Raw genomic sequence first — 23388 nt, 5'->3', positions numbered from 1 at the left:
CGTCCTGGCGACGCCTGCCCACGGGACCCCCGAGGGCGTCCGGTGCTGGAGGGCCCGGGGGGCCGGGGGGTGTCGGTGCCGGAGGGCCCGGGGGGCCGGAGGGTGTCCGGTGCCGGTCAGGCCACGGAGACCGCCGACCAGGCCGCCGCCACGGCGTTGTACTCGGCGCTGCCCGCGCCGTACAGGTCCTTGGCCGCGTTCAGCGTGGCGGTGCGCGCGCCCGCGTACTTCGTCGACGAGGTCATGTAGACCGTCAGCGCGCGGTACCAGATCTTGCCCACCTTGTCGTGCCCGATGCCGGACACCGTGGAGCCGTTGCAGGTGGGGGAGTCGTAGCTGACGCCGTTGACGGTCTTCGCCCCGCTGCCCTCCGAGAGGAGGTAGGCGAAGTGGTTGGCGACGCCGGAGGAGTAGTGGACGTCCAGGTTGCCCACCGAACTGCTCCAGCAGTCGGCCGAGTTGCCGTCCTTGGAGGGCTTGTCCATGAAGCGGAGGGCGGGCTTGCCGAAGCCGGAGCGGACGATCTCCTCGCCGATCAGGTAGTCACCGGCGTCCGAGGAATTGTTCGCGTACCACTCCACCATGGTGCCGAAGATGTCGGACGTCGCCTCGTTCAGGCCGCCGGACTCGCCCGAGTACGTCAGCGCGGCCGTCTTCGAGGTGACCCCGTGCGACATCTCGTGCCCGGCGACGTCCAGCGCGACGAGCGGCCCGAACGTCGAGCCGTCCCCGTCGCCGTACGTCATGCAGAAGCAACTGTCGTCCCAGAAGGCGTTGTTGTAGTTGTTGCCGTAGTGCACGCGGTTGTACGAGCCCTTGCCGTCACCCGCGATGCCGTTCCGCCCGTGGACATTCTTGTAGTAGTCCCAGGTCTCGTTCGTGCCGTACTGCGCGTCCACCGCCGCGGACGAGCGGTCCGAAGTGGCGCCCGTACCCCAGTGGTTGTCCGTGTCGGTGAAGAGCGTCGCGGGCGCCCGGCTGATGCAGATCCCGAAGATGCACAGGTCCGTCTTGTTCGCCGCGTCGCCCGTGTACGTGTTCCCGCGCGTCGGGTCCTTCAGCTGGTACGTCGATCCGGACAGCGTCGTCTCCAGCGGAACCGTGCCGCTGTACAGCGATGTTCCGTCGCCCGTCGCCGTCTCGATGGTGTCCCACGCGTCGATCCGTGCGCCGCTGAGGGCGTCGGTCAGGAGTGTGCGGGCGACCGGGTTGCCGAGCGAGTCCTGGGCCACCGCGTCCGTGCGCCAGGCGAGCCTCGGCGTTCCGTGCAGGGCGTCCACGACCAGTCGCGGCTTGGCCGTCAGCTTCTTCAGCGCCTCGCCCGGATGGGCGGCCCGCAGCGCCGTCACGGCGAGTCCGGCCGCCTTCGGGGCGGACAGCGCGGGGGTGACGCCGGGCAGCGAGACGGCCTTGGCCGTCGCGCGGTTCGCGCTGCGGTATGTGCCGTTCGGGGCCAGGTGGACCACGAAGTCGCCGCCGAGTACCGGGAGTTGCCGGTACGTCCGGTCGTAGCGGACATGCTGGGTGCCGTCCTTGTCGACGGCGACGTCGCGGACGGAGGTGTTCTGCGCTGAGGTGAGGCCCAGGTTCGTGGCGTGGGCCACCAGCGCCGAGGCCGCGTTCTCGATCGCGGTGGCCCGGGTCGGCCTGCTGTCGGCGTTCGCGGCGGGGGCGAGCGCGGCGGCCAGCAGGGTGGCCGTGGTCACGGCCGCGCCGGCGGTGACGAGCGAGGAACCTCGGATGTGCCGTATTCGACTCATCGGTCTCCTTGGAAGGGCGCCTTGGGGAGGGCGCGTGGGGGGAGAGCGCAGGGAGGGGGCGCTGAGAGCTGACTTAGATTTAAAGGTCCATGACATGTCATGTCCATAGCGCCTGCATGGTGCGCGCGGGATGCGGCGAGAATCGTTTCCGTACCCTCACGAATGGAGACGATCATGGAATCGCCGGCCTGCCTGGCCGTCCTGACCACGACGGATGCCGTCGAGAAGGCCACGGCGCTGGCCCGTGGCGCGGTGGCGGCGCGGGTCGCTGCCTGTGCGCAGATCTCGGGGCCTGTCACCTCCGTCTACCACTGGGAGGGCGCCGTGCTGACCGCCCCCGAGTGGCAGATCCAGTTCAAGACGACCGCGGCGCGCTACCCGGCGCTGGAGGCGTATCTCCAGGACGCCCACGACTACGACACACCCGAGATCATCGCGACCCCGGTCGTCGCGGGAAGCCCCGACTACCTGCGCTGGCTGGAAGAGGAAACGGCCCCTTGAACCCGCCGCACCCCTCGGACCCGCCGGACGCGGCGGAACTGCCCTTCTTCGTCTACGGCACCCTGCGCCCCGGCGAGCACAACCACGACCTCTTCCTGCGCGGCCGGACCCGGTCCGAGGAACCCGGGCGGATGCGGGGGCTGGTGCTGTACGAGGGGCCCGGATACCCGTACGCGGTCGAAGAGCCCGGCGGCGCGGTGAGCGGCGAACTCGTGACCGCGCTGCCCGACACGTACGGGGAACTCCTCGCGGCGCTCGACGAGTTGGAGGAGTACGCGCCGGGTGATCCGCGCAACCTGTACGAGCGGGTCGCGCGCGACGCCGTGCGGGCGGACGGCGCCACGGTCGTACGGGCCTGGGTGTACGTCGCCGCACCCGCGGTGGCGGCCCGCCTGCGAGCCGAAGGCAGGCCGATCGAGGACGGTGACTGGCGCGGCCCCGGAGGAGCCCCCCGGACCCACCGACGCGACTGATTCGCCCGGCGTGCCTCGGGTGCCCGCGTGTCCGCGTGTCCGCGTGCGCGGCTGTGGACTCGGCCGGGAGGGCGGGCATGTTCCGCAGCCGGGCGCCGGGCGCGCCCGACTCCGGGCAGGGGGCAGGCGCGTGCCGGCGGGGCGGGGCGGACGCGAAGGCGGCCCACCGCGCCCGCGTGCACCCGTGTGGGTGGCCGTCCCGTGCGCCCCCGGTGGCGCGGGCGTCGTCGCCCCTAAGGTCCGGCCATGACCGACCGCACCCTGACCAGACGACGAGTTCTCGCGCTCAGCGGGGCGGCCGTCGGCGCCGCCCTCGGCATCGGGCTCAGCTCGTGCTCCGCCGACCCGGAGCCGGGCGGGCCCTCCGACTCCCGATCCAGCCCGGGGGAGACCCCCAAGTCCGTCGAGCGGTCCAGGGTGGACGGCCCGAGCGGGGACTGACCGTCGTGGCGCGAGCTGGACCGGAAGCTCGTGTCCGGCGGGTCCTCGATCAGCGGCGTCCAGGCCGTCCACGGGTCCGGCACGGCGCTCCGCGCCGGCCTGCCCGCTGTCGCGCACCGACCGTTTCCCCGAGGCACGCGCGCCCAGCACCACGGCGCGGCGCCCGGCACCGGGCCCGGCCGGAGGCGGCACCGCCGCCGTCACTCCTTGTGCGCCGCCTCCACCCGCACCGCGCACGCCTTGAACTCCGGCATCCGGGAGATCGGGTCGAGGGCGGGGTTGGTCAGCGTGTTGGCGCGGCCCTCGCCCGGCCAGTGGAAGGGCATGAACACGGTGTCCGGGCGGATGGCGGTGGTGATCCGGGCCGGTGCGACGGCCCGGCCGCGCCGCGACACCACGGTCACGGCGTCCCCGTCCGCTGCGCCGAGCCGTTCGGCCAGCCGCGGGTGCATCTCCACGAACGGGCCGGGCGCCGCGGCGTTCAGCTCGTCGACGCGCCGCGTCTGCGCCCCCGACTGGTACTGAGCGACCACCCGCCCGGTGGTCAGCAGCACCGGGTACTCGTCGTCCGGCTCCTCGGCCACGGGCCGGTGCGACACGGGCACGAACCGGGCCCGGCCGTCCTCGGTGGCGAACCGGTCGAGGAAGAGGCGGGGGGTGCCCGGGTGGTGTGCCTCGCCGGTCCCGGCCGGTACCGGGCCGTCCGGGACCACGGAGGGAAGGACGTTCTCGGTACCGGTGTCCGGCGCCGGGGCCGTGCCCGCCTCCGGGGCCGGGGGCGCCGGACAGGGCCAGAACACCCCGTTCTCCTCCGCCAGCCGGCGATAGGTGATCCCCGAGTAGTCCGCGGGCCCGCCCGCGCTCGCCCGACGCAGTTCCTCGAAGACCTCCTCCGGATCGGTGGGAAACCCCTTCTCCACGCCGAGGCGGGCGGCGAGTTCGTGCAGGACCTCAAGGTCGCTCCGGACCCCCTCGGGAGCGCTGAGGGCCCGTCGGCGCAGCAGCACGCGGCCCTCCAGGTTCGTCGTCGTGCCCGTCTCCTCGGCCCACTGGGTGACCGGCAGCACGACGTCCGCGAGGGCGGCGGTCTCGGAGAGGACGACATCGGCGACCGCGAGGAAGTCCAGCGACTTCAGGCGTTCCTCGATGTGCGCGGCGTGGGGCGCGGACACCACCGGGTTCGACCCCATCAGCAGCAGCGAGCGGATGTCCGTCCCCATCGCGTCGAGGAGTTCGTACGCGCTGCGCCCCGGACCGGGCAGCGTGTCGGGGTCGACGCCCCACACCTCGGCCACATGCCGTCGCGCCGCCGGGTCGGTGAGCTTGCGGTAGCCGGGCAACTGGTCTGCCTTCTGGCCGTGTTCGCGCCCGCCCTGCCCGTTGCCCTGCCCGGTGAGACAGCCGTAGCCGGACCGCGGCCGGCCCGAACGCCCGGTGGCCAGGCACAGGTTGATCCAGGCACCCACGGTGTCGGTGCCCTTGGACTGCTGCTCGGGTCCGCGCGCGGTGAGGACCATCGCGTCCTCGGGCTCGCAGAACATCCGCACGGCTGCGCGGAGTTCGGGAACGGACACCCCCGTGATCCGTTCCACGTACTCCGGCCAGTGCGCCATCGCCGCGGCCCGGGCCGCTTCCCAGCCGCTCGTACGGGCCCGGATGAACTCCTCGTCCGTACGCCCCTCGGCGACCACCAGATGGAGCATCCCCAGCGCGAGCGCCAGATCCGTCCCCGGGCGCGGCGCGAGATGCAGGTCCGCCTGTTCGGCCGTGCGGGTGCGGCGCGGGTCGATGACGACGAGCGTGCCGCCGTTCTCCTTCAGCTCGGTGACGAAGCGCAGCGCGGGCGGCATCGTCTCGGCGAGGTTGGAGCCGACGAGGATCACACAGCCGGTCCGCGGGATGTCCTCCAGGGGGAAGGGCAGCCCTCGGTCGAGACCGAAGGCCCTGACGCCGGCCGCCGCCGCGGACGACATGCAGAAGCGGCCGTTGTAGTCGATCTGCGAGGTGCGCAGGACGACGCGGGCGAACTTCCCCAGGGCGTACGCCTTCTCGTTCGTCAGTCCGCCGCCGCCGAACACCCCGCACGCGTCCGGGCCGTGCTCCGTACGGGTGCGGGCCAGCCCCCCGGCGATCCTGGCCAGCGCCTCGTCCCAGCTCGCGGGCTCCAGGACGCCCGCGGTGCGGACGAGCGGCGAGGTGAGCCGCACCCGGGACGACAGCAGCGCCGGCGCCGTGCGCCCCTTGCCGCACAGAGCGCCCCGGTTCACCGGGAAGTCCGCGCGCTCGGTCACCTCGACGCCTCCGCCGGGCGACGGCGTCAGGTTCATCCCGCACTGCAGGGCGCAGTACGGGCAGTGGGTGGGCGTCACGGAGGCGTTCATGGCGCCCAGCGTGCGGTGGGCGTGTTACGCGCCGGGGAGGCACGCGTTACACGGCCGGGGCGGAGACCTCCCGGCCGGGCCGGACCCGCGGTGAGGTCGCCCCGCGCCGCACGGACGCCCTGACGTGGTGGATCACCTCGTTCGCGCCCGGCCGAGGCCCGGACTCCGGACGACGGTGCCCGACCGCGTGTGACGCGCATCGTCTCTAGCGCGTCGCCGCCAGAGCGCGGGTGACACCCGGCTCCTTCGGCCCGAGGAAACGCGGATCCGGCTCGAACACCGCGTCCAGCGCGGCCTTGCCCGCCGCGAAGATCTCCCGCGTGCCGCCGTAGTACCAGGTGGCGTCGTGCTTGGCGTCGACGCCGATGCCGTACGAGCGGACACCGGCGGCCTGGCACAGGGCCAGGGCACGGCGGATGTGGAAGCCCTGGCTGATCAGGACGGCTTCGTGGACACCGAAGATCTTGCGGGCGCGGACACAGGAGTCCCAGGTGTCGAAGCCGGCGTAGTCGCTGACGATCCGCCGGCCCGGCACCCCGCGCGCGGTGAGATAGGCGCGCATCGCGTCGGGTTCGTCGTAGTCCTCGCGGCTGTTGTCACCGGTGACGAGGACGACCTCGATCCGGCCGGCCCGGTACAGCTTCGCGGCCGCGTCCAGCCGGTGGGCGAGATACGGGGACGGCTCGCCGTCCCACAGACCCGCGCCGAAGACGATCGCGACCTCGGTGCGCGGAGCGTCCGCCGCCGTCCGCAGCCGGTCGCCCGTCACCGCGTACATCCACGTCGCCGGGAGCAGCGCCAGCACGCACAGGACCATCAGCGCCTGCACGGCCCGCCGTTGCCCCTTGCGCGTACGCGGCAGGCGGAGCAGACGCGGTCGGCGAAAGCTCGGGCGCTTCGGGCGCGGCAGGCGCGGCATGATCGATGTCCCCCAGGTGTGGTCGCTCGCGGGGTGCGCGACCGGTGCGGGCGTCGGCGCTCCCGCCGTTCCCGTTCGGCCCCGGCAGCGTATTCCGCTTCGGCTCCCGCCCCCGTTCGCGGGCCGGACTTCGCGTTCCCCTTCGACAGATGAGGACGCGTCGTGAGGCCGTTCGGTTCACCCGGGGGCGCGGATCCGCATTGCCCGGCGGGAGAGAGCCGCAGGTGGGAGGCGCTCACACTGCACCGCCGCCGTACGGTGAACCGCCGGAAAACACCCGTCATACCGGCGCAACGGCCCGGCAACCTCCTGCCGTCAGGATCGCCCCATGACGGCGTCGAACCCCGCTCGCGACGAGTCCTCCCACCGCCCCGGCGGCCCGCCGCCGCGCGGCGCCCACCTCGAAGACCCCCTCGACAGTACGGCGCAACTCATGAACCGGATCACCAGCCAGCTCGGCAGCCAGCTCAGCCTCGTCTCGCTCAACGGCACCCGCCGTCCGGCGCCACCCGCGCTGGTCCTGGTCGCCCACGGCAGCCGTGACCCGCGCGCGCTCGCCACCGTGCGCTCCCTGATCGAACGCGTCCGCGAACTGCGCCCCCAGCTGTCCGTGCGCCTCGGCCACATCGAACTGAACGAGCCCCTGCTCCGCGACACGCTCACCTCCCTGGCGGGCCGGCAGGACGCCGTCCTCGTACCGCTGCTGCTCGGCCGCGGCTACCACGTCCGGCGCGACATCCCCGAGACCGCCGCCGCCGTCCCCGGCGTGCGCACCCGCGTCGCCGCCCCGCTCGGCCCGCACCCGCTGCTCGTGGAAACCCTCTGCGCGCGCCTCGTCGAGGCCGGCTGGCGGACCAGGATGAGCGACTCGGCCCGCCGCGCGAGCGCCGTCGTGCTCGCGTCCGCCGGTTCCCGTGCCCCGGACTCGGCCGCCGACACCCGCCGCACGGCCCAGCTGCTCGCCGAGCGCCTCGGCGTGCCGGTCGTCCCCGCGTACGCCTCCGCCGCCACACCCACCGTTCCCGCCGCGGTGCGCGCCCTCTCCGCCCGCGGCCGCCACCGCATCGCCGTCGCCTCGTACTTCACCGCTCCCGGCCGCTTCGCCACACAGTGCGCCGAGGAGGCCCCCTGGATCCGTGCCGAACCGCTGGGCGACCACCCGGCGATGGCCCGCCTGGTCCTGCACCGCTACGACCAGGCCGTCGCGGCCCCCGAGCCCGCCCCGGAGCGCGCCCTGATCCCGGCCTGATCCCGGCGGTCGCCCCCTCGCCCGGCACCGCACCGTCGGCGACCGCGTCCCGATTGTCACTCCCTGCGTCTACTGTCGGTGCCATGGAAGGCATGGCACCGAAGACCGAAGACACCGCACCGCAGACCCACGAGAACCACACGGATCACGACGAGTACGACGTGTCGGCCGTCGAGCGCTGGGCCGTCGAGCCCGACAAACGCCCCGGCCGCACCGCCTTCCAGCGCGACCGCGCGCGTGTGCTGCACTCCGCCGCCCTGCGCCGCCTCGCGGGCAAGACCCAGGTCGTCACTCCCGGCACCCTTCCCCAGGTGCTCGGCGCCGCCGGATCGGGCGGGGCACCCATCCAGGTGTGGGACGCCAGTCCGCGGACGCGGCTGACCCACTCCCTGGAGTGCGCCCAGGTGGGCCGGGAGCTCGGCGCCGCCCTCGGCTGCGACCCGGACCTGGTCGAGGCGGCCTGCCTCTCGCACGACCTGGGCCACCCGCCCTTCGGGCACAACGGCGAACAGGCGCTCAACGAATTCGCCGATGACTGCGGCGGATTCGAGGGCAACGCCCAGTCGCTGCGCCTGCTCACCCGGATCGAGCCCAAGCGCTTCGTGCGCAGCCACATGGTGACATCGGCCTCCGCCGCGGCGGGCGACGACCTCGTCAGCGTCGGCCTCAACCTCACCCGCGCCGCCCTCGACGCCGCCACCAAGTACCCCTGGCCGAGAGGCGCCCGTCCCAACGACCCGAAGTCGCCGAAGTTCGGGGTCTACGAAGACGACCGGCCGGTCTTCGACTGGGTCCGCAAGGGCGCCCCCGGCACCCGGACGTGCTTCGAGGCCCAGGTCATGGACTGGTCCGACGACGTCGCCTACTCGGTGCACGACGTCGAGGACGGCCTGCACGCCGGCCACATCGACACCGGCCTGCTGCACGCCGAACCGGAACGCCGGGAGATCTTCGCCGTCGCCATCGGGCGGTACGTGCCCGCCGACACCGATCCGGCCGAGCTCTCCGAGGCCCTCGACCGGCTCCTCGACCAGGAATGGTGGCCGCACGGGTACGACGGAACGGCCGTCGCGCAGGCCCGTCTGAAGGACGCCACCAGCCAGCTCATCGGCCGCTTCTGCCTGGCCGCGGAGGGCGCCACCCGCGCGAGGTACGGCACCGGGCGCCTCACCCGGTACGCGGCGGAGCTGGTCGTCCCGCGAGCCGCCCGGCACGAGTGCGCCGTCCTCAAGGCGGTCGCCGACCGGTACGTCATGCAGCGCGCCGAGCAGGAGCGGCTCCGCGCCGACCAGCGGATCATCGTCGCCGAGCTCGCCGAAGCGCTCACCGCCCGCGCACCCGAGGTACTCGATCCGCAGTTCCGGGCGCTGTTCGACCACGCGGCCGACGACCGCGCCCGCAAGCGCGTGATCGTCGACCAGATCGCATCCCTCACGGATGCCTCGGCGCGTTCCCTGCACCTCAGGCTCACCACGCGTTCCCATGGGAGCGGAGAAGTGTGACCCTGCGTGGCCTGATCGGGCCACTCCCCCTTCCCGCATCACGCTCCGTGCGGGACGCTCGCATATGGCGACATCCTTACGAGGAGGCATCAAGTGGTCGACGCGGATCAGACATTCGTCATCGTCGGAGGAGGCCTGGCAGGCGCCAAGGCGGCCGAGACGCTCCGAGCGGAGGGCTTCACCGGCCGCGTGATACTGATCTGCGACGAGCGCGACCACCCCTATGAACGCCCTCCGCTGTCCAAGGGCTACCTCCTCGGCAAGGAGGAACGCGACAGCGTCTTCGTGCACGAACCCGCGTGGTACGCGCAGAACGACATCGAGCTGCACCTCGGCCAGACCGTCGACGCGATCGACCGCACGGCCAAGACGGTCCGCTTCGGCGACGACGGCACCCTCGTCCACTACGACAAGCTGCTCATCGTGACCGGAGCCGAGCCGCGCCGCCTCGACATCCCGGGCACCGGCCTCGCCGGAGTCCACCACCTGCGCCGCCTCGCCCACGCCGAGCGGCTCAAGGGCGTCCTCGCCGCGCTCGGCCGGGACAACGGCCACATCGTGATCGCCGGCGCCGGCTGGATCGGCCTGGAGGTCGCGGCCGCGGCCCGCGAGTACGGCGCCGAGGTCACCGTCGTCGAACCCGAGCCGACCCCGCTGCACAGCGTGCTCGGCCCCGAGCTGGGCGAGCTCTTCGCCGAGCTGCACCGCGAGCACGGCGTCCGCTTCCACTTCGGCGCCCGGCTCACCGAGATCGTCGGCCAGGACGGCATGGTGCTGGCCGCCCGTACCGACGACGGCGAGGAGCACCCCGCCCACGACGTGCTCGCGGCCATCGGAGCCGCCCCGCGCACCGGTCTCGCCGAGGCCGCCGGCCTGACACTGGCCGACCGCGCGCACGGCGGCGGCATCGCGGTCGACGACCGGCTGCGCACCTCCGACCCGGACGTGTACGCCGCCGGTGACGTCGCTTCCTTCCACCACAGCCTCTTCGACACGCGGCTGCGCGTCGAGCACTGGGCCAACGCCCTGAACGGCGGACCGGCCGCCGCCCGCTCGATGCTGGACCGCGGGACGACGTACGACCGCGTGCCCTACTTCTTCTCCGACCAGTACGACGTGGGTCTTGAGTACTCGGGCTGGGCGCCCCCCGGGACGTACGACCAGGTGGTGATCCGCGGCGACGCGGGCAAGCGGGAGTTCATCGCCTTCTGGGTGAAGGAGGGCAGGCTGCTGGCCGGGATGAACGTGAATGTGTGGGACGTCACGGAGCCGATCCAGCAGCTGATCCGGTCCCGGGCCCAGGTGGACACCGACGCGCTCGCCGACCCGCACGTTCCGCTGGAGAGCCTGGCTCCGTGACCGACGGCGGCACCCGGCTCCCGCACCGCCCCCGTGCCGGGATTCCCGGGGTCCGCCCCCGGCCCCCGGCCGGGGGCCGTTCACCCGCCCCAGGAGTGTCGGTGCGGCCCCGTAGACTCACCTCGTGGCAGGCAGGATCAATGACGAGGACGTGAAGGCTGTTCGGGACGCGGTCCCGATCGACGCCGTGGTGTCCGAGTACCTCCAGCTGCGCAACGCGGGCGGCGGAAACCTCAAGGGTCTCTGCCCCTTCCACGACGAGAAGTCACCGTCCTTCCAGGTCAGCCCCAGCAAGGGGCTCTTCCACTGCTTCGGCTGCCAGGAAGGCGGCGACACCATCACGTTCGTGATGAAGGTCGACCACCTCACCTTCTCCGAGTCGGTCGAGCGCCTCGCCGCCCAGGCCGGCATCACCCTGCGCTACGAGGAGGGCGGGTACAACCCCGCCCACCAGCGCGGCGAGCGCATCCGCCTGGTCGAGGCGCACAAGGCCGCCGCCCAGTTCTACATCGAGCAGCTCGGCACCAGCCCCGAGGCCGACGCGGGCCGCTCGTTCCTCGCCGAGCGCGGCTTCGACCAGGCCGCCGCGGCCCACTTCGGTGTCGGCTACAGCCCCCAGGGCTGGGACCACCTCACCCGCCATCTGCGCGGCAAGGGCTTCACCGACAAGGAACTCGTCCTCTCCGGCCTCTCCCAGGAGGGCCGCCGCGGTCCCATCGACCGCTTCCGCGGCCGCCTCATGTGGCCGATCCGCGACATCGGCGGCGAGGTCGTCGGCTTCGGCGCCCGCAAGCTGTACGAGTCCGACAACGGACCGAAGTACCTGAACACGCCCGACACCGCGATCTACCGGAAGTCCCAGGTCCTGTACGGCATCGACCTCGCCAAGAAGGACATCGCCAAGAGCAGCCGGGCGGTCGTTGTCGAGGGCTACACGGATGTCATGGCCTGCCACCTGGCCGGCATCACCACCGCCATCGCGACCTGCGGCACGGCGTTCGGCGGCGACCACATCAAGATCCTGCGCCGGCTGCTCATGGACAACGGCTCGGCACGGGTGATCTTCACCTTCGACGGCGACGCGGCCGGCCAGAAGGCCGCCCTGCGCGCCTTCGAGGACGACCAGAAGTTCGCCGCCGAGACGTACATCGCCATCGCGCCCGACGGCATGGACCCCTGCGAGCTGCGCCTCGCCAAGGGCGACGAAGCGGTCGCCGACCTGGTCGAACCCCGCACCCCCCTCTTCGAGTTCGCGCTGCGCCAGATCGTCCTGCGCTACGACCTGGAGACCCCGGCGGGACGCGCGGCCGCCCTCGACGAGGCCGCCCCGGTCGTCGCCCGCATCAAGAACAGCGGCGCGCAGCACGAGGTCGCCGTGCAGCTCGCCGGCATGCTCGGCATCCTCGACACCCAGTTCGTCGTCAAGAGGGTGGCCCAGCTGGCCCGTTGGGCCCGCGACCGCGGCGGCATGGGGCCCGCGCCGGCCGGTGGCCGCCCTCAGCAGACCTACTCCGCGGTCCAGACGCCCACCGGCGGCGGCCCGGCCCTCACCCTGCGCAACCCCGTCTTCGCCACCGAGCGCGAGCTGCTCAAACTCGCCCTCCAGCGGCCGGAGTTGGTCGCCCCGGCGTTCGACGCCTACGGCATGGACGAGTTCACCGCCCCGCCCTATGCCGCCGTGCGCCAGGCGGTCATGGACGCCGGAGGCACCGAGTACGGCGTCCAGGACCCCCAGGAGTTTCTGATCCGGGTCCGGGATGCCGCCCCGGACGACGCGGTGCGCGCGATGGTCACCGAGCTGGCCGTCGAGGCGATCCTGCGCAAGACCGTCGACGAGACCTACGCGGGCGACCAGCTCGTAGCGGTCCGCCGCCGCGCCGTCGACCGCCGCATCCGGGACGTCCAGGGTTCCCTGTCCCGCCTCAGTGCGGGCGGCGACCCGGCCCAGCTGGCCGCCGTACAGAACGAGTTGTGGGTGCTCCAGCAGTACGGGCAGGCGCTCCGCGAGCGGGGCGCCGAAGCCCTCTGAGGCCGACCTGCGGAGCCTTCACCGGTGTTCCGGGGACGGCCGGTCGGGCGCCGCAGGGGTGTTCCCGGGGTGGACCGGCGGGATCGCTGGGGCGCGACGGGCGTCCTGAGCGGCCCGCGGGGCCCGGCGCACATGCCAATCCGGTACGCGCTTCTCCTGGTTTCGTCTTCGCTGAGCTGCGCACTCGTACAGGACGGTAACCACGCGGTCACGGACCGGACGCAAAAAGTCACCGCACGCCCCTCGTGGCGGCGATGTGTCGTACTCCACACTGGGTTCCGGTGCCTGAGTCCTCGGAGCGCGGTCGACCCGCACGCGACGGGTTCCCGATCCCCGCGGTTCCGCAAAACGACTACGGGATGGACAGCGGCGAGGCCGTCGACCCCATCCCCGACGTACCGCTGCCGCACGCCTCAGCAGCGACATTCCTGGAGGTCGCCCCCGTGCAGACCCAGACCCTCGCCCAGACCGACAACACCATCGACACGGACGCGGATACCGACGTCGGCGCGGGGGTCCCCTCGCAGCGCCGCGCCGCGCACCACCCCGAGGCCGAACAGGCGGGACCGCCCGAGGCTCCCGGGGCAGAGGTGGAAGTGGAGACCGAGGCCGAGGCCCCCGAACCCGTCGAACCGCCCCGAAGCCGCGCAGCCGACACCGGTGGCCCCTCGTCCGACCTGTTCCGCCAGTATCTGCGGGAGATCGGGCGGATTCCGCTGCTCACGGCGGCCGAGGAGGTCGATCTCGCCCGCCGCGTCGAGGCCGGGCTCTTCGCCGAGGAGAAGCTCCGGCTCGCCCCCGACCTGGACAGCCAGCTCGCCCTGGACCTGGACAAGATCGTCGTCATGGGACGGATGGCCAAGCGCCGGCTCATCGAGGCGAACCTGCGGCTCGTCGTCTCCGTGGCCAAGCGCTACGTGGGCCGCGGGCTGACCATGCTCGACCTGGTCCAGGAGGGCAACCTCGGCCTGATCAGGGCCGTCGAGAAGTTCGACTACGCCCGCGGCTACAAGTTCTCCACGTACGCCACCTGGTGGATCCGGCAGGCCATGTCGCGCGCCCTCGCCGACCAGGCGCGCACGATCCGCGTCCCCGTGCACGTGGTCGAGCTGATCAACCGGGTGGTCCGGGTGCAGCGGCGGATGCTGCAGGAGCGCGGCTACGAACCCAGTCCCGAAGAGGTCGCCGCGCATCTCGACCTGACCGGTGAGCGGGTCAGCGAGGTCCTGCGGCTGGCCCAGGAGCCGGTCTCCCTCCACGCCCCCGTGGGGGAGGAGGACGACGTGGCCCTCGGGGACCTCATCGAGGACGGCGACGCCACATCTCCGGTGGAGTCCGCGGCGTTCCTGCTGCTCAGGCAGCATCTGGAGGCGGTGCTGTCCACGCTCGGCGAGCGGGAGCGCAAGGTGGTCCAGCTGCGGTACGGGCTGGCGGACGGGCGTCCGCGCACGCTGGAGGAGATCGGCCGCATCTTCGGTGTCACGCGTGAGCGCATCCGGCAGATCGAGTCCAAGACCCTGAACAAGCTGCGCGATCACGCCTTCGCGGACCAGTTGCGGGGCTATCTGGACTGAGGGGCCTGCCGAGAGCAACGGCTTCCTTCGCCCCCTCCGCCCCTTCCCGCCCCGCATCCGGGGGCACTGCCCCCGGACCCCCGCTCCTCAAACGCCGGAGGGGCTGAATTCTCGCCGGACGGGTGAATTCCAGCGGGGGTCCAGGGGAGGCGGGGCTAGTCGACCTCGGCGACCGCCTGGGCGAACTGGGCCTGGTACAGGCGGGCGTAGGCTCCGCCGGACGCCAGCAGCTCCGCGTGCGCGCCCTGCTCCACGATGGACCCGTCCTCCATCACGAGGATGGTGTCCGCGTCCCGGATCGTCGACAGACGGTGGGCGATCACGAACGAGGTCCGGCCGTGCGCCAGCTTCGCCATCGCCTTCTGGATCAGCACCTCGGTCCGGGTGTCCACGGAGCTGGTCGCCTCGTCGAGCACCAGGATCACCGGATCCGACAGGAACGCCCGGGCGATCGTGATCAGCTGCTTCTCGCCCGCGCTGACCCCCGATCCCTCGTCGTCGATCATCGTGTCGTAGCCGTCGGGCAGCGTACGGATGAAACGGTCGGCGTGCGCCGCGCGCGCCGCCTCCTCGATCTCCCCGCGGGTGACGTCCCGCGAGGCCCCGTACGCGATGTTGTCGGCGATCGTGCCCCCGAACAGCCAGGTGTCCTGCAGCACCATCCCTATCCCGGCCCTCAGTTCGTCCCGGGACATGGACGCCACATCGACCCCGTCGAGGGTGATCCGGCCGCCCGTGACGTCGTAGAACCGCATGAGCAGGTTCACCAGGGTCGTCTTGCCGGCGCCGGTCGGGCCGACGATGGCCACCGTGTGGCCCGGCTCCACCTTCAGCGAGAGGTCCTCGATGAGCGGCTTCTCCGGGTCGTACCGGAAGGACACGTGCTCCAGCGCCACGCGCCCCCGCAGTTCGCCGGGACCGGCCGACACCTTCGGGTCCGCCTCCTGCTCGTCCGCGTCGAGGACCTCGAAGACCCGCTCCGCCGACGCGACACCCGACTGCACCAGGTTCGCCATCGACGCGACCTGCGTCAGGGGCATCGAGAACTGGCGGGAGTACTGGATGAACGCCTGCACATCACCGATCGACAGCGAGCCGGAAGCCACGCGCAGACCGCCGACCACCGCCACCAGCACGTAGTTCAGGTTCGACACGAACATCATCAGCGGCTGCATGACACCGCTGTTGAACTGCGCCTTGAACCCGGCCTCGTACAGCTTCTCGTTCTGCTCGGCGAACTGCGCCGCCGACTCGTCCGCCCGCCCGAACACCTTCACCAGGTTGTGGCCGGTGTACATCTCCTCGATGTGGGCGTTGAGCTTGCCGGTGGTCCGCCACTGCTGCACGAAGTGCGGCTGCGAGCGCTTGCCGATCCGGGTGGCGACGACGAACGACAGCGGCACCGTGACCAGCGCGACGAGCGCGAGCAGCGGTGACACCCAGAACATCATCGCGAGCACGCCCACGATGGTCAGCAGCGAGTTGACGAGCTGGCCCATCGACTGCTGGAGGGTCTGCTGGATGTTGTCCATGTCGTTCGTGGCGCGGCTGAGGACCTCACCGCGCTGCCGCTTGTCGAAGTACGACAGCGGCAACCGCGACAGCTTCGCCTGAAGGTCCTCGCGCATGCGGTAGACGGTCTTGTTGACGGCCCGGTTCACCAGGCGCGTCGCCACCGCCATCAGCAGGCCGGCCAGCAGGAAGGTGCCGAGCGCGAGCAGCAGGACGTTCCCGACGGCGGTGAAGTCGATGCCCTCGCCGGGGGTGAAGTCCGTCCCCGAGAGCATGTCGGCGACGCCGCCCTGGCCGTGCTCGCGCAGCGAGTCCAGGGCCTCGGCCTTGGTGTCGCCGGCCGGCATCTGGCGTCCGACGATCCCCGAAAAGACCAGGTCCGTGGCCCTGCCCAGGATCTTCGGGCCGACCACCGAGAGCCCCACGCTCAGGACGACGGCGACCAGCATCACGTACAGCGTGGCGCGCTCGGGCTTGAACTGGGTGAGCAGTCGTCTGCCCGACCCCTTGAAATCCATCGAGCGCTGATCGGGGCCGCCCCCGGCCATCATCCGCCCCATCGGCCCGGCCATCAGGCGGCCTCCGCTTCCGTCAGCTGGGAGAGCACGATCTCCCGGTAGGTCTCGTTGTCCGCCATCAGTTCGTGGTGCCGTCCGCTGCCCACGACCCGGCCCTCGTCGAGGACCACGATCCGGTCGGCCTCCCGGATGGTCGACACCCGCTGGGCCACGATCACCACGGTCGCCTCGGAGGTCTCCGCGGACAGCGCCGCGCGCAGCGCCGCGTCCGTCGCGTAGTCGAGGGCCGAGAAGGAGTCGTCGAAGAGGTAGATCTCGGGGCGCTGCACGAGGGTGCGGGCGATGGCCAGACGCTGCCGCTGGCCGCCGGACACATTCGTCCCGCCCTGCGCGATCGGTGCGTCCAGACCGTTCTCCAGCCGCTCCACGAAGCCCTTGGCCTGCGCCACCTCCAGCGCGTGCCACAGCTCCTCGTCGGTCGCCTCCGGGTTCCCGTACCGCAGGTTGGTGGCGACCGTCCCCGCGAACAGGTACGGCTTCTGCGGGACCAGTCCGACCGTCCTGGCCAGCAGCTTCGGTTCGATGGTCGCCACGTCCACGCCGTCGACGAGCACCTGGCCGTCGGTGGCGTCGAACAGACGGGGGATCATGCCGAGCAGTGTCGACTTGCCGCTGCCCGTCGACCCGATGACCGCGGTCACCTCGCCGGGGCGGGCCACGAGGTCGACGGACTTCAGGACCGGCTCCTCGGCGCCCGGGTAGCGGAAGCCGGCCGCGCGGATCTCCAGGTGGCCGTGACGGCGCAGCTCCAGGACGGGCGCGACCGGCGGGACCACGCTGCTCTCGGTGGCCAGGACCTCCTGGATGCGCTCGGCGCAGACCTCCGCGCGCGGCACCATCATGAACATGAAGGTGGCCATCATCACGGACATCACGATCTGCATCAGATAGGCGAGGAACGCGGTCAGATCGCCGATCTGCATGCCGCCGCTGTCGATGCGGTGGGCGCCGAACCAGACGACCGCGATCGACGACAGGTTCACCACCGTCATGACGATCGGGAACATCAGGGCCAGCATCCGGCCGGTGGCCAGCGACGTCTCGGTGAGGTCGGTGTTGGCGCCCTTGAAGCGCTCCTTCTCGTAGCCGTCGCGCACGAACGCGCGGATCACGCGGTTGCCGGTGATCTGCTCGCGCAGCACGCGGTTCACGGTGTCCAGGCGCACCTGCATGGTGCGGAACAGCGGGCGCAGTCGACGCACGATGAGGGTCACGCAGATGCCGAGGGTGGGCACCACGGCGATGAGCACCGCGGACAGCGGCACGTCCAGGCCGAGGGCCAGGATGATGCCGCCCACGCACATGATCGGCGCCGACACCAGCAGGGTGAACGTCATCAGGGCGAGCATCTGCACCTGCTGGACGTCATTGGTGGTGCGGGTGATCAGCGACGGGGCGCCGAAGTGGCCCATCTCACGTGCCGAGAAGGACTGGACGCGGTCGAAGACGGCCGTCCGGATGTCCCGGCCGACCGCGGAGGCCGTGCGGGCGCCGTAGAAGACGGCGCCGATGTTGCAGACGACCTGGGCCAGCGAGATGACGATCATCAGGGCGCCGAAGGACAGGATGTAACCCGTGTCCCCCTTCACGACACCGTTGTCGATGATGTGCGCGTTCAGCGTGGGCAGGTAGAGCGTCGCGCAGGTCTGCAGGAACTGCAGCAGTACCAGCAGGGTGATGGGTTTCTTGTACGGACTGAGGTGGGTCCGCAGGAGTCGTATGAGCACGCGGGGTCTCTCGGAGTTGTCGGCGGTGGGGTGATCGGCGGGCGATGCAGGGTGCACCACCCCCTATCGTCGGACACTCCACCTGCGTTACCTCAACCGATTGACCCAAGTGCGGTCCAAAAACGGACCATGCCTCCGTCTTCGGACGTACGCCGGTGGAGGGACTACGCCCGGAACGCCCCAGGATGCGTCTGTTCCCGTACGGACACGTACTGCTGTCGTACGGCCTGCCCCACGGCGAGCTCCTCACCGGGCTCCAGCACCTGGGCGACCGGCCCCTGCCAGGCGGGCGGTGTCCGCGGGTCGAGGGTGCCCTGCGACACGCCGAGGGCCCAGGCTGCCTGACGGGCCGCGCCGAGCGCCGCGTAGTCCGCGGGCTGTGGCACGACGACCTGCGCGCCGAACAGCGCGGGCGCCACGGCCTGGACGGCGGGCAGCTCGGCGGCCTGGCCGAGAAGGAAGATCCGGCGTACGTCGACACCCCGCCCGCGCAGCACGTCCAGCGCGTCAGCGAGTCCGCACAGCATGCCTTCGAAGGCCGCCCGCGCCAGATGCTCGGGCCGCATCGACTCCCGGCGCAGTCCGGCCAGCGTCCCCGCCGTGTGCGGCAGGTTCGGGGTGCGCTCGCCCTCCAGGTACGGCAGCAGGACGAGGCCGTGGGAGCCCGGCGTCGACTTCATCGCCAGGTCGGACAGCCCCTCCAGGTCGGACACGCCGACGAGTTCGGCGGCCCCGCGCAGGGCCCGTACGGCATTGAGCGTGGTGACGACCGGAAGATGCATCCCGGTCGCGTCCGCCAGGGAGGTGATCATGCCGGTGGAGTCCACCAGCGCCTCGGGATGGACGGCCATCACGGAACCGGAGGCGCCCAGCGACACCACCGCGTCGCCGAGCCCGATGCCGAGCCCGAACGCCGCCGCCATGGTCTCGCCGGTCCCGGCGGATATCAGCAGCCCCTCGGGGGTGGTCCCCGCGGCGTCGGACGGACCGAGCACCTCCGGCAGCCCGGCCTGGTGGCCGAGCGCGAGCTCGATGAGATCCGGCCGGTAGCCGCCGGTCGCCGCCGACCAGTACCCGGTCCCCGAGGCGCCGCCCCGGTCCGTGGTCCTGCGCACGGGCCGCCCGAGAAGCTGCCACACCAGCCAGTCGTGGGCCTGCAGCAGCATGCTGGTGCGTCTCGCGGCCTCGGGTTCGGTCTTGCTCAGCCAGCGCAGCTTGGTGACGGGCTGGGCGGCCTGCGGGACACTGCCCACCGCCTGCGCCCATGCCTCGCGCCCGCCGAGCGCGTCGATCAGATCGGCCGCCGCGACCTGCGCCCGCTTGTCACCGCCGACCATCGCCGGGCGCACGGTATTGCCCTGCGCGTCCAGTGGCACGAGCCCGTTCTGCTGCGCGGACACACCGATGGCCTGTACGCCTTCGAGCAGCCCGCCACCGGCGGCCTCGCCCAGGGACAGCAGCCAGGCCTGCGGGTCCACGTCGGAAGGACGGCCGCCACCCTCGGCTCCGTCGACCGGATGTGGCGCATACCCCTGCCTCAGCACGGCACCCGTGTCCGAGTCACAGACAACGATACGAGTGAAATCGGGCGAACTGTCCAACCCGGCGACTATCCCCATGGCGGAAATTCTGCCGTACGACGAGGGGTGGCGGCGCCGGGCGGGCACACAGGACCCGGCGTCGCCATGGATCCCTAGGTATTACTGGTGCCCCAGTCGTCCTCGCCGGTGCCGCCCGCGTTCCGCTCCCGCAGCGAGCGCACCCGGTCGGTGACCGAGTCGGGGACGCGGTCACCCACCTTCTCGCTCACGGTGTGCAGGGCCTTGCCGGCGATCTCGCGGCCCTGCTGGGCGGCGGTCTCCGCGGTGTTGCGCACCGCGGGGTTCTGCGAGACCTGGCGAGCGGACTTCTTCAGTTGTTCGTAGCGCTCGCGCCCGGCTCGCGTGCCGAGCACGTAACCCAGGGCCAGTCCGGCGACGAACGTGAGCCGGTAGCGCATGACGGCCACCCTTCCCTTGCGTCGGCATCGGTGCGGAGGGAACCGATTGGCGGAGCACCCCCCTGCTTGCGCTAATGTATGTGTCGCAGCAAGCGCACGCCCCCTGGCGAATACCCAGGTGGGTGCGTTCGATGCAAAGATCGATCCCCTGTAGCTCAATTGGCAGAGCAGCCGACTGTTAATCGGCAGGTTACTGGTTCAAGTCCAGTCGGGGGAGCTCGATCTCCTGTAGCTCAATTGGCAGAGCAGCCGGCTGTTAACCGGCAGGTTACTGGTTCGAGTCCAGTCGGGAGAGCAACGAAAGAGGGCCCCTCGGGGTCCTTTTTCATGTCCGCGGGAACCACCCCGGGCAGGCCGAAGTCCGGATGGTCGGGCGATGCCGACCATCCGGAGCAGGAGATCGTATGAGCGGCTATGCTGCGGCAGACGGCGCGCACAAATGTGCGCGGCGCGCCGTAACGGGGCGGTAGCTCAGCCGGTTAGAGCAGCGGACTCATAATCCGTCGGCCGTGGGTTCGAGTCCCACCCGCCCCACTACGCGCTACGCGGGAAGAAGCGATCTGATCAGCAACTTCGCTGGAGGGTCGAGCGAGTTGAGGGGCCCGGTGGCCCTGGGCGGTCAGGTTCTCGTGATCCTGAGGCCGAGATCGAGGTCGCGGACCTCCCCCGAATCGGACCTCTCGTGTGGTGTCGCCGGATCGGCGCCTGGCCGTCACGTGTGTCGCGCCCGTCGGCTTCCCGCGGTGCGAGATCCGGTCGGCCTCGACGCCGGGCAGTCGGCCTTGACGCCGGGCAGTCGGCCCCACGGAATCGGCCATCGTCGCGCGCACCGGTGGACGCGAGCCAGGGGACGGCAACCCCTGAGCCTGATCTCTCCCGCGGTCCGCGGCCCGGGAGCCGACGCGCGACGCGAGGACGCCCACGGACGCGGAGTTCGTTCGGACCGGCGGCGGAGTAGGCTCGGTGTTACCGAGGGTATTTCGTGCACCGGCTCCCATGTCCGTGTCACTTTCGGCGATTTGACCACGTCGGGCCGGTTCCGGTCGGTCCGGAGCCGGGTTCGTGTCATGAGTGCCTTCGCCTTCCCCACGCCGATCCCCGAAAGCACGCCTTCCTCTCCGTCGCGTCGGACGCCTTCCTCTCCGTCCTGTCGCGCGCCTTCCGCTGCCCTCGGCTCCTCGCCGACGGCCGGGCTCGATCCGCTGTGGGGCCGCATCCCCGGGGACCTGGCGAGCCCTCCCTACCGGTCGGGCGTCCCGGGCGCGGTGCCCGTCGGCGCGCGGGTGCAGCCGACTCCCGTCTCGGCCCGCCTGCTGATGGCCGCCGGGAGAGACTGCCTGCGCACCGCGCCCGTGGGCCGGCTGATGCTGGAGGCGGCGAGCCTGCGGACGGTGTCGGAGACCGACCGGGCCGTTCAGGCGGCCTGGGACTCCGAAGGGGACCACGAGGTCCGCGATCCGGCGGCACGCCCGCAGATCCCGGCCGTTTACGCTCCGCCGACGGCGAGGTGAGGTCCGTGGAAAACGCCGGTCCTGCGGCTGCGGACGACAGCCCCTGACCGCACGGGGACGTCCGACGGCACGTGGCGGCCGCGGACACGCGGCCTCAAGAACTAGAGGACGGCGTCGGCCTTTTCCACCGCCGCGCGCGGGCTGTCGACGACGGAGAGGCTCATCGAGGCGGCGAGCAGGACGAAGGGGGCCGAAGCCGGAACGATCAGCGCGTACATGTGTACCGCCTGTCGCGGAACGCGTGCGACGCGGCGGGCAGCGGAAAGGTGCCCGCACGGGGCGCATCGGTGCCGCGCCGGGATCGGGTGGCGACGGCGGGTGCGGGTCGGGTGCGGGAACGGCCCGTCGGTGACCGGAGGGGTTCCTTCACCGATGCGCGAGGTGCGCCCCCGAAGGAGCGCGCGAGGTGATCGACGCTGCCGGGGACTCGGGCCGTACCGCGCACGCTAGCCCTCGCCGCGCTCCCCGGACAGATGCCAACTGGCCATCCGGTTGCGGCCGGCTCCGCCGGAAGTCGCGACATGGCGCGCTGTCCGCGGCCTCTTGGGAGGAGTACGTTGTTCTGACAGGCCCCGGCCCCCGGCAGTGACGCGTTGTTCTGTTCCGGGGAGGCCCGCCGTGTTCGTTCTGCTTCTCATCCTGATCGTGGTCCTGTTCGGCCTCGGCTTTCTCCATCCTCTGTGGTGGGTGGCCGCGGCCGTGCTGCTCTTCGGCGCCACCCGCCGCGGCAGCGATCGCGGGGGAGGCTGGATCCGCCGCGATGGTTCCGATCTCAAGGGCTACCGGGACTACGAGCAGCGCCGGGACCGTCAGGACCGCTGGGACCGCCGCTACAGCCGTCAGAACCGGGCACGCTGGAAGCGCGAGGACCGCCGGGACCATGAACGCCGCGGGTGACCGTCGAACCGGTCTGTCATCCGGAGGTCCGGTGCGGCCGCAGTCACTGTGCTGCGGTCCGCCGGCTCCCACGGTGAGTGACACCACCGAAGAGGGAGACACGTGCCCATGCCGGCCGAACGCACCCCGAGCCCACGCAACGCACGCCGCTACGACGACGCGCCGGACACCGACGCGACGTTCCGCCGCATCGCCGCGCTGCCGGACGGACCGGAGAGGTCCGCGCTGCGCCAGGAGGTGGTGTGCGCCTGGATGCCGATGGCCGTACGGCTGGCCCGGCGCTTCCGCCATCGGGGCGAGACCTTCGAAGATCTCCGGCAGGTCGCCCAACTGGGCCTGGTCAAGGCGGTGTCCCGCTTCGACCCGAGTCTCGGCACGGCCTTCCCGAGCTTCGCCGTACCGACGATCCTCGGCGAGGTGAAGCGGCACTTCCGGGACGAACTCTGGGTCGTGCATGTGCCGCGGCGCGTACAGGAGCTGAGAGGCCAGGTCCGCGCCGCCGACCGTGAGCTGAGTTCGTCACTGGGCGGAGCGATACCCGCGGTCCGCGACATCGCCGCACACACCGGGCTGACCGAGGCCGAGGTACGGCTGGGCCAGGGCGCGCTGGAGAGCTTCACCGCCTGGTCCTTGGACGCCGTGCCCGGCCGGTCAGCGGACGGCCACCCGCTGACCGAGACCATCGGCGGCACGGAGCCCGGCTTCGACCGGATCGTCGATCGTGAAGCGCTCCGGCCTCTGCTGCGGGCCCTGCCCGAACGCGAGCGGCAGATTCTGTACATGAGGTTCTTCTGCGAGATGACGCAGGCCCGTATCGGTCTGCAGCTCGGTGTCTCCCAGATGCACGTCTCCCGCCTGATCACCCGCACCTGCGCACAGCTGCACGACCAGGTGATGGGCGGCGCCGAAGTTCTGGGGAGCGCGTCTTGACGGCGTCCTGAGCACAGGCCGTGGTGCTCAGGACGTTCCGTTCGGC

Annotated in this window: 18 protein-coding genes and 3 tRNA genes; 14 read left to right on the top strand and 7 right to left on the bottom strand. The window is 71.7% G+C overall.

The window, feature by feature from the left end; translation table 11 throughout:
• Positions 1–116: 116 nt before the first annotated feature.
• Positions 117–1760 (bottom strand): M4 family metallopeptidase, encoded by a 1644-nt coding sequence (locus ACFWBT_RS06385; protein WP_385696625.1) that lies wholly within the window; start codon positions 1758–1760, stop codon positions 117–119.
• 174 nt (positions 1761–1934) lie between these two features.
• On the opposite strand from ACFWBT_RS06385, the gene cutA reads away from it, so the two are divergent.
• From cutA to ACFWBT_RS06370, 3 genes are all read left to right on the top strand, one after another.
• The gene (gene cutA, locus ACFWBT_RS06380) at positions 1935–2261 is read left to right on the top strand and encodes a divalent-cation tolerance protein CutA (protein WP_385696622.1); all 327 of its coding nucleotides are present in this window, start codon (positions 1935–1937) and stop codon (positions 2259–2261) included.
• Positions 2258–2734: a gamma-glutamylcyclotransferase family protein gene (locus ACFWBT_RS06375; protein ID WP_385696619.1), complete on the top strand. Its 477-nt coding sequence runs from the start codon at positions 2258–2260 to the stop codon at positions 2732–2734. Before cutA ends, ACFWBT_RS06375 begins: the two co-directional genes overlap by 4 nt.
• A gap of 246 nt (positions 2735–2980) precedes the next feature.
• Positions 2981–3175 carry a twin-arginine translocation signal domain-containing protein gene (locus tag ACFWBT_RS06370; protein WP_385696617.1) on the top strand — a complete coding sequence of 65 codons (195 nt, stop codon included), beginning with the start codon at positions 2981–2983 and terminating at the stop codon, positions 3173–3175.
• A 200-nt stretch (positions 3176–3375) separates the two neighbouring features.
• Here ACFWBT_RS06370 and ACFWBT_RS06365 read toward each other — a convergent pair whose 3' ends face one another.
• On the bottom strand, positions 3376–5556 hold the full coding sequence (locus ACFWBT_RS06365; RefSeq protein ID WP_385696615.1) for a molybdopterin oxidoreductase family protein: 2181 nt from the start codon (positions 5554–5556) through the stop codon (positions 3376–3378).
• A gap of 205 nt (positions 5557–5761) precedes the next feature.
• A complete protein-coding gene (locus ACFWBT_RS06360) occupies positions 5762–6475 on the bottom strand; it encodes a vancomycin high temperature exclusion protein (RefSeq protein WP_385696611.1) in 714 nt (237 codons plus the stop codon).
• Positions 6476–6803: 328 nt separating this feature from the next.
• Here ACFWBT_RS06360 and ACFWBT_RS06355 point away from each other — a divergent pair, with 328 nt between their 5' ends.
• From ACFWBT_RS06355 to ACFWBT_RS06335, 5 genes are all read left to right on the top strand, one after another.
• Positions 6804–7724, top strand: coding sequence for a sirohydrochlorin chelatase (locus ACFWBT_RS06355; RefSeq protein ID WP_385696609.1), 921 nt, complete (start codon positions 6804–6806; stop codon positions 7722–7724).
• A gap of 83 nt (positions 7725–7807) precedes the next feature.
• Positions 7808–9226 carry a deoxyguanosinetriphosphate triphosphohydrolase gene (locus tag ACFWBT_RS06350; protein ID WP_385696606.1) on the top strand — a complete coding sequence of 473 codons (1419 nt, stop codon included), beginning with the start codon at positions 7808–7810 and terminating at the stop codon, positions 9224–9226.
• Positions 9227–9319: 93 nt separating this feature from the next.
• Complete coding sequence (locus ACFWBT_RS06345) at positions 9320–10585, top strand: NAD(P)/FAD-dependent oxidoreductase (protein WP_266758464.1); 1266 nt, start codon at positions 9320–9322, stop codon at positions 10583–10585.
• A gap of 124 nt (positions 10586–10709) precedes the next feature.
• Positions 10710–12614: a DNA primase gene (gene dnaG / locus ACFWBT_RS06340; RefSeq protein WP_385696604.1), complete on the top strand. Its 1905-nt coding sequence runs from the start codon at positions 10710–10712 to the stop codon at positions 12612–12614.
• Between the two features lie 281 nt (positions 12615–12895).
• The gene (locus ACFWBT_RS06335; protein ID WP_385696602.1) at positions 12896–14188 is read left to right on the top strand and encodes an RNA polymerase sigma factor; all 1293 of its coding nucleotides are present in this window, start codon (positions 12896–12898) and stop codon (positions 14186–14188) included.
• Between the two features lie 155 nt (positions 14189–14343).
• On the opposite strand, the gene ACFWBT_RS06330 is transcribed toward ACFWBT_RS06335, so the two are convergent.
• The 4 genes from ACFWBT_RS06330 to ACFWBT_RS06315 all read right to left on the bottom strand — a co-directional run bounded on the left by ACFWBT_RS06330 (position 14344) and on the right by ACFWBT_RS06315 (position 20004).
• Entirely contained in the window at positions 14344–16272 is a 1929-nt protein-coding gene (locus ACFWBT_RS06330) for an ABC transporter ATP-binding protein (RefSeq protein WP_385696599.1), read from the bottom strand.
• Entirely contained in the window at positions 16272–18005 is a 1734-nt protein-coding gene (locus ACFWBT_RS06325; protein WP_385696598.1) for an ABC transporter ATP-binding protein, read from the bottom strand. Before ACFWBT_RS06325 ends, ACFWBT_RS06330 begins: the two co-directional genes overlap by 1 nt.
• A 164-nt stretch (positions 18006–18169) precedes the next feature.
• Positions 18170–19624 carry an FGGY family carbohydrate kinase gene (locus tag ACFWBT_RS06320; protein WP_385696596.1) on the bottom strand — a complete coding sequence of 485 codons (1455 nt, stop codon included), beginning with the start codon at positions 19622–19624 and terminating at the stop codon, positions 18170–18172.
• Positions 19625–19698: 74 nt separating this feature from the next.
• Complete coding sequence (locus ACFWBT_RS06315; RefSeq protein ID WP_385696594.1) at positions 19699–20004, bottom strand: YtxH domain-containing protein; 306 nt, start codon at positions 20002–20004, stop codon at positions 19699–19701.
• Positions 20005–20148: 144 nt separating this feature from the next.
• On the opposite strand from ACFWBT_RS06315, the gene ACFWBT_RS06310 reads away from it, so the two are divergent.
• The 6 genes from ACFWBT_RS06310 to ACFWBT_RS06285 all read left to right on the top strand — a co-directional run bounded on the left by ACFWBT_RS06310 (position 20149) and on the right by ACFWBT_RS06285 (position 23342).
• Positions 20149–20221, top strand: a tRNA-Asn gene (locus ACFWBT_RS06310).
• Positions 20222–20226: 5 nt separating this feature from the next.
• Positions 20227–20299, top strand: a tRNA-Asn gene (locus ACFWBT_RS06305).
• Positions 20300–20464: 165 nt separating this feature from the next.
• Positions 20465–20538: transfer RNA gene (locus tag ACFWBT_RS06300), tRNA-Ile, on the top strand.
• Between the two features lie 533 nt (positions 20539–21071).
• Positions 21072–21515 (top strand): hypothetical protein, encoded by a 444-nt coding sequence (locus ACFWBT_RS06295; RefSeq protein WP_385696592.1) that lies wholly within the window; start codon positions 21072–21074, stop codon positions 21513–21515.
• A gap of 618 nt (positions 21516–22133) precedes the next feature.
• Positions 22134–22412 carry a hypothetical protein gene (locus ACFWBT_RS06290; RefSeq protein WP_385696589.1) on the top strand — a complete coding sequence of 93 codons (279 nt, stop codon included), beginning with the start codon at positions 22134–22136 and terminating at the stop codon, positions 22410–22412.
• Between the two features lie 108 nt (positions 22413–22520).
• Positions 22521–23342: a SigB/SigF/SigG family RNA polymerase sigma factor gene (locus ACFWBT_RS06285; RefSeq protein WP_385696587.1), complete on the top strand. Its 822-nt coding sequence runs from the start codon at positions 22521–22523 to the stop codon at positions 23340–23342.
• Positions 23343–23388 lie beyond the last annotated feature (46 nt).

Source organism: Streptomyces sp. NPDC060027, from assembly GCF_042737005.1.
GTDB lineage: Bacteria > Actinomycetota > Actinomycetes > Streptomycetales > Streptomycetaceae > Streptomyces.
The sequence above is the reverse complement of the archived record's forward strand: the minus strand, read 5'-3'. Positions and strand labels throughout refer to the sequence as shown.

Bases quoted from the DNA above. Each gene is read 5' to 3' on its own strand.
- ACFWBT_RS06295 (WP_385696592.1), top strand. From the start codon at position 21,072: ATGAGTGCCTTCGCCTTCCCCACGCCGATCCCCGAAAGCACGCCTTCC.
- ACFWBT_RS06370 (WP_385696617.1), top strand. From the start codon at position 2,981: ATGACCGACCGCACCCTGACCAGACGACGAGTTCTCGCGCTCAGCGGG.
- ACFWBT_RS06350 (WP_385696606.1), top strand. From the start codon at position 7,808: ATGGAAGGCATGGCACCGAAGACCGAAGACACCGCACCGCAGACCCAC.
- ACFWBT_RS06365 (WP_385696615.1), bottom strand. From the start codon at position 5,556: ATGAACGCCTCCGTGACGCCCACCCACTGCCCGTACTGCGCCCTGCAG.
- cutA (WP_385696622.1), top strand. From the start codon at position 1,935: ATGGAATCGCCGGCCTGCCTGGCCGTCCTGACCACGACGGATGCCGTC.
- ACFWBT_RS06285 (WP_385696587.1), top strand. From the start codon at position 22,521: ATGCCGGCCGAACGCACCCCGAGCCCACGCAACGCACGCCGCTACGAC.
- ACFWBT_RS06330 (WP_385696599.1), bottom strand. From the start codon at position 16,272: ATGGCCGGGCCGATGGGGCGGATGATGGCCGGGGGCGGCCCCGATCAG.
- ACFWBT_RS06315 (WP_385696594.1), bottom strand. From the start codon at position 20,004: ATGCGCTACCGGCTCACGTTCGTCGCCGGACTGGCCCTGGGTTACGTG.
- ACFWBT_RS06355 (WP_385696609.1), top strand. From the start codon at position 6,804: ATGACGGCGTCGAACCCCGCTCGCGACGAGTCCTCCCACCGCCCCGGC.
- ACFWBT_RS06360 (WP_385696611.1), bottom strand. From the start codon at position 6,475: ATGCCGCGCCTGCCGCGCCCGAAGCGCCCGAGCTTTCGCCGACCGCGT.
- ACFWBT_RS06320 (WP_385696596.1), bottom strand. From the start codon at position 19,624: ATGGGGATAGTCGCCGGGTTGGACAGTTCGCCCGATTTCACTCGTATC.
- ACFWBT_RS06385 (WP_385696625.1), bottom strand. From the start codon at position 1,760: ATGAGTCGAATACGGCACATCCGAGGTTCCTCGCTCGTCACCGCCGGC.